The organism is Gordonia sp. GN26, assembly GCF_054823965.1.
Genome location: NZ_JSYC01000011.1, coordinates 41036 through 51166 on the forward strand (window position 1 = coordinate 41036; position 10131 = coordinate 51166).

The 10131-nt window shown below is 67.8% G+C and carries 11 protein-coding genes; 6 read left to right on the forward strand and 5 right to left on the reverse strand.

Annotation, left to right across the window (positions count from 1 at the left end; all coding sequences use genetic code 11):
* Window positions 1–52 precede the first annotated feature (52 nt).
* The 3 genes from greA to OK17_RS04020 all read right to left on the reverse strand — a co-directional run bounded on the left by greA (window position 53) and on the right by OK17_RS04020 (window position 1908).
* A complete protein-coding gene (gene greA, locus OK17_RS04010) occupies window positions 53–547 on the reverse strand; it encodes a transcription elongation factor GreA (protein ID WP_006866060.1) in 495 nt (164 codons plus the stop codon).
* 129 nt (window positions 548–676) lie between these two features.
* Window positions 677–1453: a queuosine precursor transporter gene (locus OK17_RS04015; RefSeq protein WP_232719181.1), complete on the reverse strand. Its 777-nt coding sequence runs from the start codon at window positions 1451–1453 to the stop codon at window positions 677–679.
* Window positions 1450–1908, reverse strand: a complete 459-nt coding sequence (locus OK17_RS04020) for a DUF4307 domain-containing protein (protein WP_461416735.1) — start codon at window positions 1906–1908, stop codon at window positions 1450–1452. The genes OK17_RS04015 and OK17_RS04020 overlap by 4 nt, the downstream gene beginning before the upstream one ends.
* A 48-nt stretch (window positions 1909–1956) precedes the next feature.
* Here OK17_RS04020 and mca point away from each other — a divergent pair, with 48 nt between their 5' ends.
* Genes mca through OK17_RS04040 form a run of 4 tightly spaced genes read left to right on the forward strand, consistent with a single transcriptional unit; the run spans window position 1957 to window position 5723 of the window.
* A complete protein-coding gene (gene mca / locus OK17_RS04025; protein ID WP_461416736.1) occupies window positions 1957–2853 on the forward strand; it encodes a mycothiol conjugate amidase Mca in 897 nt (298 codons plus the stop codon).
* A complete protein-coding gene (locus OK17_RS04030; RefSeq protein WP_232719178.1) occupies window positions 2853–3173 on the forward strand; it encodes a hypothetical protein in 321 nt (106 codons plus the stop codon). The genes mca and OK17_RS04030 overlap by 1 nt, the downstream gene beginning before the upstream one ends.
* Window positions 3174–3186: 13 nt before the next feature.
* Complete coding sequence (locus tag OK17_RS04035) at window positions 3187–5175, forward strand: thioredoxin domain-containing protein (RefSeq protein ID WP_461416740.1); 1989 nt, start codon at window positions 3187–3189, stop codon at window positions 5173–5175.
* Between the two features lie 53 nt (window positions 5176–5228).
* Window positions 5229–5723, forward strand: a complete 495-nt coding sequence (locus OK17_RS04040; protein WP_232719177.1) for a TspO/MBR family protein — start codon at window positions 5229–5231, stop codon at window positions 5721–5723.
* Here the strand turns inward: OK17_RS04040 and rocD are convergent.
* Window positions 5715–7811 carry an ornithine--oxo-acid transaminase gene (gene rocD / locus OK17_RS04045; protein WP_461416737.1) on the reverse strand — a complete coding sequence of 699 codons (2097 nt, stop codon included), beginning with the start codon at window positions 7809–7811 and terminating at the stop codon, window positions 5715–5717. The two genes, OK17_RS04040 and rocD, sit on opposite strands and share 9 nt — an antisense overlap.
* A 97-nt stretch (window positions 7812–7908) precedes the next feature.
* Between rocD and OK17_RS04050 the strand changes: the two genes are divergently transcribed.
* Together OK17_RS04050 and OK17_RS04055 are read left to right on the forward strand one after the other, a co-directional pair.
* Window positions 7909–8355 carry an Lrp/AsnC family transcriptional regulator gene (locus OK17_RS04050; RefSeq protein WP_461416738.1) on the forward strand — a complete coding sequence of 149 codons (447 nt, stop codon included), beginning with the start codon at window positions 7909–7911 and terminating at the stop codon, window positions 8353–8355.
* A gap of 249 nt (window positions 8356–8604) precedes the next feature.
* On the forward strand, window positions 8605–9693 hold the full coding sequence (locus OK17_RS04055) for a 3-deoxy-7-phosphoheptulonate synthase (protein ID WP_232719175.1): 1089 nt from the start codon (window positions 8605–8607) through the stop codon (window positions 9691–9693).
* A gap of 22 nt (window positions 9694–9715) precedes the next feature.
* Here OK17_RS04055 and trhA read toward each other — a convergent pair.
* On the reverse strand, window positions 9716–10131 hold a 416-nt coding region (gene trhA / locus OK17_RS04060; RefSeq protein ID WP_461416739.1), incomplete at its 5' end, for a PAQR family membrane homeostasis protein TrhA.

Here is a 10131-nt window from a genome sequence, read left to right on the forward strand (position 1 = left end):
ACCACCCTGAAGGGTGGTGGGATTGTCTAAAAGTGGTGGGTTTCAACCCATCTCAGCCGTGGTACGGCTCCGCGCTGACGAGGGTCACCTTGATCGTCGCGCCGCTGGGCACCGAGTACTCGCGGGTCTCGCCGACCTTGGCGTCGATCAGGGCCGAGCCCAGGGGCGAGCTGGGGGAGTAGGTCTCGAGCTTGCCGCCCGAGGCGCCTTCTTCGCGGGTCGCGATGAGGAAGGTCTCGGTGTCCTTCTCGTCGCCGTCGTAGTAGACGGTCACGACGGAACCGGGCAGGGCGACGCCGGACTGGGTCGGCGCCTCGCCGACCTTCGCGTTGTTCAGCAGTTCCTGCAGCTGGCGGATACGCGCTTCCTGCTGGCCCTGCTCTTCGCGGGCGGCGTGGTAGCCGCCGTTCTCCTTGAGGTCGCCCTCTTCGCGTCGCTCATTGATCTCGGCGGCAATGACCGGACGATTGGCGATCAATGAGTCGAGTTCGCTCTTGAGGCGATCGTGCGACTCTTGGGTCAACCAGGTCACCTGGGTGTCGGTCATCGGTCACTCCTTCGTGTTGTCCGCGCCGCGATGCGACTCTTTCACCGCGCGGCATATGGACTGCTATAAATGCAGCAACACGACCCCTCGCGGAGCCGTGTATCCGATCATCATACCAGCCGATGAGACCTATGGCACATCAGTTGTTCCAGCCGTTGCCGCGTCGAGTGCTTCCTGGTAGGTGGGTTCGGCTCGCTTCAACCATCCCACAACGAAATACGTCACGGGCATGATGACGATCTCCACCAGGGTTTTCCAGACAAATCCGACAATCGTGTAGTTGACGAAGTCTCCCCAGGTGGAGATACCCAGCGCAGTTGCCGCGATCGAGCAGAAGACGAGGGTGTCCGCGAATTCGCCGACGACCGTCGATCCCAAAAGGCGCGCCCACAGATGCCGCTCACCGGCACGCTCTTTCATTTTGACCAACACGAATGAATTCAGGAATTCGCCGACCACATATCCGGCGAGGCCGGCGAGCAGGAATTGTGGAACGACGCCGGCGACCGTTTCGAAAGCCTCCTGGCCTTCATAGAAATCGGCGGCGGGTAGATGGATGGTCAGCCAGAAGCACAGCGAGGCGAGGATGAGCACGGCGAAGCCGGCGAGGATCGTGCGACGCATCGCGCGGAAGCCGTACACCTCGCTGATCACGTCGCCCAGGACATAGGCGAGCGGGAACAGGAAGAACGCACCGTCGGTGACCAGGCCCTGCATGTGGATGGGGCCCAGGTCGATGTTGAGCCAGTCGTCGAACAGCACGACGCCCTTGGTGCCGGTGACGTTGCTGATCAGCATCACACCGACGAACAGTGCGACGAGGAGCGGGAAGTAGCGGCTGCCGATGGCGGCGAACGCGGCGCGGGGTGTTGCCGCGTCGCCTGGTTCGGTCTGCCGCGTGCTCACGACTCGGGCTGGAGGTAGGCGGGCACGTCGACGGTGCAGCCGAAGACCTCACCGATGACCGGCGGCTTGGAGGTGGTGACCTCGGTGCGGACGCCGATCCGTTCGGCGGAGTCGGCCGGGATCAGGATCTCGCGCCGTCCGGTCTCGCTGCCGTCCTTCGATCGTCCGCGCACCACGCAGGCCGCGGGCTTGCTCGGATCGGAGCGGTCGACGGTGAACTGCACGGCGACGGTGTTGTCGTCGAGGATCTCGTACCCGGTCGCCTCGCCGGAGACGTCGGCGGTGCCGAACTTGCTGTAGCCGATCGCCGCCAGCGTGACGCCGACCACGACGACGAGTATCGACAGGGCGAGGAACCAGCGGCGACGGGTCTGAGCGGACGCGGAATTCTCCGGGTAGGTCGCGCGCGGGCCGCTGCGAGGGCGCTCCGCGGCGCCCCCATCCGAACTGTTCACGCGTCAATACCTACCATGGGACCAGTAACGATCCGAAGGTGAGGAACTGTGACCGAATCCCATGCCGACGGCCCGCAGCCGGGTGTGTTCCGTCTGATGGCGGTCCACGCGCACCCCGACGATGAGTCGAGCAAGGGTGCGGCCACGACCGCCAAGTACGCGGCCGAAGGCAACGAGGTGCTCGTCGTCACCCTGACAGGTGGCGAGCGCGGCGACATCCTGAATCCGGCGATGGACCGTCCCGGCATCAAGGAGCGGATGACCGAGGTCCGCCGCGAGGAGATGGCCCGGGCCGCCGAGGCTCTCGGCGTGAAGCAGACGTGGCTGGGCTTCGTCGACTCCGGACTCCCCGAGGGCGACCCATTGCCGCCGCTGCCGGAGGGCTCGTTCGCGACCGTCCCGCTCGAGGAGGCGACCGAGACGCTCGTCCGTCTGGTCCGCGAGTTCCGTCCGCACGTGATGATCACCTACGACGAGCACGGCGGGTACCCGCATCCGGATCACATCCGGTGCCACGAGGTGTCGGTCGCGGCCTACGACCAGGCCGGCGACCCCGACGCATTCCCCGGAACCGGTGAGCCGTGGACGGTGTCGAAGCTGTACTACACGCACGGTTTCATCCGCGACCGGATGGAGCTCTTCTCCGACGAGTTCGAGCGCCACGGCCAGGAGAGCCCGTTCACCGAGTGGCTCAGCAAGTGGGACCCGAGCCGGGGCGACCTCATGGGTCGAGTCACCACCCAGGTCGAGTGCGCCAAGTACTTCCCGCAGCGTGACGACGCGTTGCGCGCGCATGCGACGCAGATCGACCCCAACGGCATGTTCTTCGCCGTACCGTTGGAGTGGCAGCAGCGACTCTGGCCGACCGAGGAGTTCGAGCTGGCCAAGACGCGCGTGAAGACCGCCCTGCCCGAAACCGATCTGTTCACCGGAATCGAGGCGTGATGAACATCGACATCGTCAACACCGTGATGGTCGTGGCGGCCGAGGAGCCGCAGGGGCCGGAGTTCGGCAAGTCGTCGCCGCTGGGATTGCTGGTGATCCTGTTGCTGCTGGTCGGGACCGCGTTCCTGATCTGGTCGATGAGTCGCCAGCTCAAGAAGCTGCCGGAGTCCTTCGACACCGATCACCCCGAGGCAGATCAGGCGTTCGACGAAGGCACCGACCCGTCGGGGCCGGTCACCACCGCCGACGACGCCGCCCCCGGAAGTCAGGACGCGACGAGCACGACCGGGACCGATGAGCGACGCCCGGCGGACACCTGACGCCTCGTCGAACATGCTGGGCTCGGCGACGAGCCCATATCTCCGGCAGCACGCCGACAATCCCGTCCACTGGCAGGAGTGGTCCGACGCCGCGCTGAACCAGGCGCGCGAACGCGATGTGCCGGTTCTGCTGTCGGTCGGCTACGCGGCCTGTCACTGGTGCCACGTGATGGCGCACGAGTCCTTCGAGGACGACGCCACCGCGGCACAGATGAACCGTGACTTCGTCTGCGTCAAGGTCGATCGGGAGGAACGCCCCGACATCGACGCCATCTACATGAGTGCCACCGTCGCGATGACCGGGCAGGGCGGCTGGCCCATGACCTGCTTTCTCACGCCGGACGGCGACCCGTTCTACACCGGCACCTACTACCCGCCGCGGCCGCACGGGCAGATCCCTTCTTTCCGGCAGGTTCTGACTGCGGTCAGCGAGGCATGGACGCAGCGTCGAGCCGATCTCGACGACACCGCCGCGAAGGTGCGCGAACACATCGTGGCGAACACAGCCCCGTTGCCGGTCGGCACCGTCGCCGTCGACGACCGACTGCTCGCGCACGGAGTCCGCACCGTCCTCGGCGAGGAGGACCCCGAGTTCGGTGGGTTCGGCGGCGCACCCAAATTCCCGCCCTCGGCGCTGCTCGAAGCGCTGATCCGGCACACCGAACGCACCGGCGACGCCGCTGCCGTCGAGGCCGCCGGACGGACCATGCACGCGATGGCCCGGGGCGGCATCTACGACCAGCTCGCCGGTGGTTTCGCCCGGTACTCGGTCGACGCCGGCTGGGTGGTGCCCCACTTCGAGAAGATGCTCTACGACAACGCGCAGCTGCTGCGGGCCTACGCCCACCTCGCACGGCGGACCGGAGATCCGTTGGCGCGCCGCATCGTCGAGGAGACGGTCACCTTCCTCCGGCGGGACCTGCAGGTGCCGGGCGGGTTCGCCTCGTCTCTCGACGCCGATGCCGACGGGGTGGAGGGGTCCACCTACGTGTGGACGCCGGCGGAACTCGCCGAGGTCCTCGGATCGGAGACCGGACGCTGGGCGGCCGAACTGTTCGCCGTGACCGAGCAGGGCACCTTCGAACACGGTCGCTCGACGCTGCAGCTCCCGGCCGACCCCGACGACCGCGAGCGCTTCGACACGGTGCGCGCCGCACTCCTCGACGCGCGGGGCAGACGCGTCCAACCCGCCCGCGACGACAAGGTCGTCACCGCGTGGAACGCCATGACGATCACCGCACTCGCCGAGGCCGGTGCCGGCCTGGGCGACACCACCTACGTCGACGCCGCCGTTCGGTGCGCAGACGAGCTGTTGAGCATGCACCTGATCGGCGGCCGGCTCCGACGTTCGTCGCTCGGCGGGGACGTGGGGGAGACCGATGGTGGGCTCGACGACCACGCGGCGCTGAGTACGGCCCTTCTCACGCTGTTCCAGGTCACCGGTGAAACCCGGTGGCTGGGCGCCGGATTGGGGTTGCTCGACTCCGCGGTCGAGCGCTTCGCCGACCCGGAGGCACCCGGCGCCTGGTTCGACGCCACCGGTGAAGGGCTCATCGCCCGGCCCCGGGACCCGATCGACGGTGCCACCCCGTCGGGGGCGTCGCTCATGGCCGAGGCGCTGCTCACCGCATCGATGCTCGCCGACCCGGCCAAGGCGGTCGGTTACGCAGAACTGCTGGAGCACAGCCTGTCCCGCGCATCGGTGATCGTCGCCAAGCTGCCGCGATCGGCCGGGCACTGGATGTCGGTGATGTCGGCGCGGGTCGCCGGGCCGATCCAGATAGCCGTGGCCGAAGGGCCCGCGTCGGATCATGCCCTGACTCGGGCGGCCTGGGCCCACATCCCCGGCGGGGCGGTCGTTGTTGCCGGCGAACAGGATTCGCATCCGTTACTCGTCGCACGAGGCCCGGTCGACGGACGCGACGCCGCCTACGTGTGCCGGGGAACGGTCTGCGGGCTGCCGGTCACGGACGAGAAGAACCTGGCCGCGCAGTTCGGCTGAGGGCAGCTCACACGGCGCAGGTGTCGGATTCGTCGGAACGGGTATTGAGGGGTATGCGCATCTCCACTCTGATCGGGACCTCGCTCGCCACCGCCGCAGCCGGCGCCATCGGCAGCGTGGTCACCAAACCCGCGGTCGAGACCTGGTATCCGCGGCTGAAGAAGCCGTCCTTCGTGCCACCGGCCTGGGTGTTCCCGGTGGCCTGGACCGCCCTGTACGCCGACATCGCGGTCACCTCCGCCACCGCGATCGACGGACTGGGCGAGTGGCCGGACCAGGACGAGAAGCAGGCGTACATCGCCGCGCTCGGCGCCAATCTCGCACTCAACGGGGCATGGAGCTGGATCTACTTCGGCAAGGGGGCGCTGGGCACCGCGTCGGTGGCCGCCGCGGCCCTCACGGTCAGCAGCGCCGACCTGACACGGCGTACCGCGGCCGTGAATCCGAAGGCCGGGGCCGCGCTCGCCGCCTACCCGGCGTGGTGCGCCTTCGCCACGGTTCTGTCGACGTCGACGTGGTGGCTCAACCGCGACCGCGTATCACGCTGACCGGGAACGGAGTTCGTCCAGCACTTCGGCGAATCGCTCGATCGCCCAGTCGATCTCCTGTGCGGTGATGACGAGCGGCGGGGCGAGTCGCAGCGTCGAACCGTGCGTGTCCTTGGCCAGCACGCCGTGCCCGGCGAGGCGCAGGCAGAACTCCTTGCCGGTGCCGAGTTCCGGATCGAGATCGATACCCGCCCACAGTCCCAGGCCTCGGGTCGCGACGACTCCGTGGCCGACGAATTCCCTCAGGCGGGTGTGCAGGTGGTCGCCGAGATCGGTGGCGCGTTCCTGCCAGGTGCCCTCGGCGAGCATGTCGACGACGGTGTGGCCGATCGCCGCGGCGAGGGGGTTGCCGCCGAAGGTCGAGCCGTGCTGTCCGGGGTGCAGGACGCCGAGGACGTCGCGATTCGCCACCACCGCGCTGACCGGCACGATGCCGCCACCGAGCGCCTTGCCGAGCAGGTAGACGTCGGGTTCGACGCCCCAGTGTTCGACGGCGAAGGTGCGTCCCGTGCGACCGAGCCCGGACTGGATCTCGTCGGCGATCAACAGGACGTCGTGGTCGGTACACAGGGCTCGTACCCGCGGGAGGTAGTCGTCCGGCGGGACGATGATCCCGGCCTCGCCCTGGATGGGTTCGAGCAGGACACCGACCGTCGTCTCGTCGATCGCGGCGGCGATCGCCTCGACGTCTCCGTAGGGGACCCGGACGAAACCCGGTGTGTACGGACCGAATCCGGCGCGTGCGTCCGGGTCGTCGCTGAACGAGATGATCGTCGTGGTGCGTCCGTGGAAGTTACCGCCGGCGACGATGATCGTCGCGCGGCCGTCGGAGACGCCCTTGATGTCGTAACCCCATTTACGAGCGACCTTGATCGCCGACTCGACGGCCTCGGCGCCGGTGTTCATCGGCAACACCATCTCCTTGCCGCAGAGCCCCGCGAGTGCGGCGCAGAACGGTTCGAGACGATCCGAACGGAATGCGCGACTGGTGAGGGTGACCCGCTCGATCTGGTCGAGAGCTGCGGCGACGATCCGCGGATGGCGATGTCCGAAGTTGACCGCCGAATACGCGCCCAGGCAGTCGAGGTGACGCTTGCCGTCGACATCGGTGATCCACGCACCCTCGGCGGTCGCAGCGGTGACCGGGATCGGGGAGTAGTTGTGTGCCACATGCGGTTCGGCGTCGAGCATCGGACCTGCGGGAAGCGTCACATCGTGGGGGATGAGCGTGTCGGACATGGTGTGGGTACTCCTCAGTTCCAAGGTGCAGCACTTGACCCCGCCGCCGCCCTTGAGCAACTCGGAGAGATCGACGGTCACCGGGCGGAACCCGGCGTCGCGGAGCTCTGCCTCGAGATGCGTTGCGCGGTCGGTCATCACAACGTTGCGCCCGTCGGAGACCAGGTTGAGGCCGAGTACGGATGCGTCGGCGTCGGTGGCGATGATGGCGTCGGGGAACAGCGCGTCGAGCCGGCGCTGTGAGCGTTCGGAGAACGCGGCGGGGTAGTAGGCGATCGTGTGGTCGTCGAGGACGCCCAGTGCGGTGTCGAGGTGATAGAACCGCGGATCGACGAGCTCGAGGGTGATGACCGGTCGGCCGGTGATCGCGGCGACCTCGTCGTGCGCGGAACGCTGGGTACGGAAACCGGTGCCGGCGAGGATTCGGTCGCCGACGACCAGGAAGTCGCCCTCGCCCTCCTGGATGCCGGTGGTGCGATGGACGGTGCCGAAGCCGTTGCGGGCGAACCACTCCACGTACAGATCGCCTTCCGCGGCCCGCTCCGGGAAGGCGAAACGGGCGGCGACGACGGTGTCGCCGACGCTGAGACCGCCGTTGGCGGCGTAGACCATGTCGGGCAGGCCGGGCACCGGGTCCACCAGATGCACCGTGTGGCCGAGTGATTCGTACACCGAGCGGAGGGCGTGCCACTGGGCGAGGGCGCGGTCGGTGTCCACCGGGACCGAGGTGTCCATCCAGGGATTGATCGCATAGGACACGGTGAAGTGCACGGGCGGGGTCATCGCGTAGGTCCGCAGCCGCGCCTCGCGTACCGGAGGCACACTGATACCCGGGCTCGTCAACGTCATGAATCGAGCGTATCGTCGGCGAACAGCGCAAACAATCACCGTGGATTGCGTATCCATGCAACAAATCATCACCGTGAGAGGGGAAGGTGAGTATCCATTGCGTACGCTCGACGATCTCGACGAGAAGGTGCTCGCCTGCCTCACCCGCGACGCCCGCGCGACCTATGCGCAAATCGGTGACGAGGTCGGGCTGTCGGCCCCGGCCGTCAAGCGTCGCGTCGACCGTCTCCTCGCCGACGGGGTGATCCGGGGCTTCACCGCCATCGTCGACCCGCACGCCATGCAATGGACCACCGAGGCCTATGTGCAGGTGTACTGCCGCGGCAACATCTCGCCCGAGGAGCTCAAGGCGTCGTGGGAGCCGATCCCCGAGGTCGTGAGCGCCGCGACCATCTCGGGTCAGGCCGACGCCATCCTGCGGGTGCGGGCCCGCGACGTACGCCACCTCGAACAGGCACTGGAACGCATCCGGGCGGCCGGCCCGGTGGACAAGTCCGAGTCGATCATCGTGCTCAGTGAACTGATCGACCGAGGTCACCCGTAGGCCACGGTCGTCGAACAACCCGTTGTGCTATTCTTGTCGCCGTGATCAGCACCGTGCGCGCATATTGGCGCTTTATCGAGGCTCCGGGTGGGGCCACGATGAAGCGCTGACCAAGCGCGCGCACGTAACACCCGGAGCCCGAGCAGCGACCATACGGTCGCTGCTCTTTGTTTTGAGCGGGGCTCCACCATCGTGAAGGCGTGCCCCGGTTGGACCACCGACAGGGCATGACCTCGAAAGGCACACACCGTGACCACTCTCCCGGATCTCTCCACACGCACGGCCGACAAGGCCGAATCGACTTCTGATCGTCGGATCAAGTCCTTCCGTCCGATCCCGTCGCCGGACACCGTCCGCGCCGAGCTGCCCCTGACCGCTCGTCGTGCGCTGGCCGTCGCCCGCGACCGCGACGAGATCGCCGACATCCTCGCCGGCCGCGATGACCGTCTGCTCGTCATCGTCGGACCGTGCTCGGTGCACGATCCGATCGCCGCGATCGACTACGCGCGTCGTCTGGCGCCGCTGGCCGACGCGTACTCCGACCGTCTGAAGATCGTCATGCGGGTCTACTTCGAGAAGCCGCGCACCACGGTCGGTTGGAAGGGCCTCATCAACGACCCGGGCATGGACAACACCTTCGACGTCGAGCGCGGCCTGCGGACCGCCCGGTCGTTGCTGCTCGACATCATCGACCTCGGTCTGCCCGTCGGCTGTGAGTTCCTCGAGCCGACCAGCCCGCAGTACATCGCCGACGCCGTCGCCTGGGGTGCCATCGGCGCCCGCACCACCGAGTCGCAGGTCCATCGCCAGCTCGCTTCGGGTCTGTCGATGCCGATCGGCTTCAAGAACGGCACCGACGGCAACGTCCAGGTCGCCATCGACGGCGTGAAAGCCGCTGCGGCCGAACATGTCTTCTTCGGGGTCGACGACTTCGGCAACGGCGCGGTCGTGGAGACCGCGGGCAACGAGGACTGCCACATCATCCTGCGCGGCGGCACCCGTGGACCCAACTTCGACGCCGAGTCGGTTGCGTCGGCGGCTGCGGCCCTCGAGAAGGCCGGACTGCCCGCACGCGTGATGATCGACTGCTCGCACGCCAACTCCGGCAAGGACCACGTCCGCCAGGCGGAGGTCGCGACGGAGATCGCCGCGACCCTGCGTGCCACCCGCGAGGCCGGCAAGGCGTCGAACATCAGCGGCGTCATGCTGGAGAGCTTCCTCGAGCCCGGCGCGCAGTCGACCGATGCCACCCCGCTGGTCTACGGCAAGTCCGTCACCGACAAGTGCATGGGCTGGGAGGCCAGCGCCACCGTCCTCGACGCGCTCGCCCGCGCCTGAGTTCCGCCCTACGCCTGGCTGGTCAGTTGACGACGACCAGCCAGGCGGCGGCGTAGTGGAGTAGTGCCGCGACCGCGGTGCAGAGGTGGAAGACCTCGTGGTGGCCGAAGGTGTGCGGCCACGGATTGGGCCAGCGCACCGCGTAGAGGACGCCGCCGACGCTGTAGAGCACGCCGCCGATCGCCAGCAGGATCATGATCAGGTAGCCGGTCTGGGAGACCAGGGCCGGGGCGACCACGACGATGACCCAGCCGAGCAGGATGTAGAGGGTCACGCCCAGCCAGCGCGGAGCGCCCGGCCAGAGGATCTTCAGCAGCGACCCGCCGAGCGCGCCCGCCCAGACGATGCCGAGCACCCACCAGCTCGTCGGCGACGGTAGGCCGAGGGCGCAGAACGGTGTGTAGGTGCCGGCGATGAAGAGGAAGATCATCGCGTGAT

What these genes read in the sequence shown, in the direction of transcription:
- greA (WP_006866060.1), bottom strand. Translation starts at nt 547, where the DNA reads ATGACCGACACCCAGGTGACCTGGTTGACCCAAGAGTCGCACGATCGC.
- OK17_RS04035 (WP_461416740.1), top strand. Translation starts at nt 3,187, where the DNA reads ATGCTGGGCTCGGCGACGAGCCCATATCTCCGGCAGCACGCCGACAAT.
- rocD (WP_461416737.1), bottom strand. Translation starts at nt 7,811, where the DNA reads ATGACGTTGACGAGCCCGGGTATCAGTGTGCCTCCGGTACGCGAGGCG.
- OK17_RS04040 (WP_232719177.1), top strand. Translation starts at nt 5,229, where the DNA reads ATGCGCATCTCCACTCTGATCGGGACCTCGCTCGCCACCGCCGCAGCC.
- OK17_RS04030 (WP_232719178.1), top strand. Translation starts at nt 2,853, where the DNA reads ATGAACATCGACATCGTCAACACCGTGATGGTCGTGGCGGCCGAGGAG.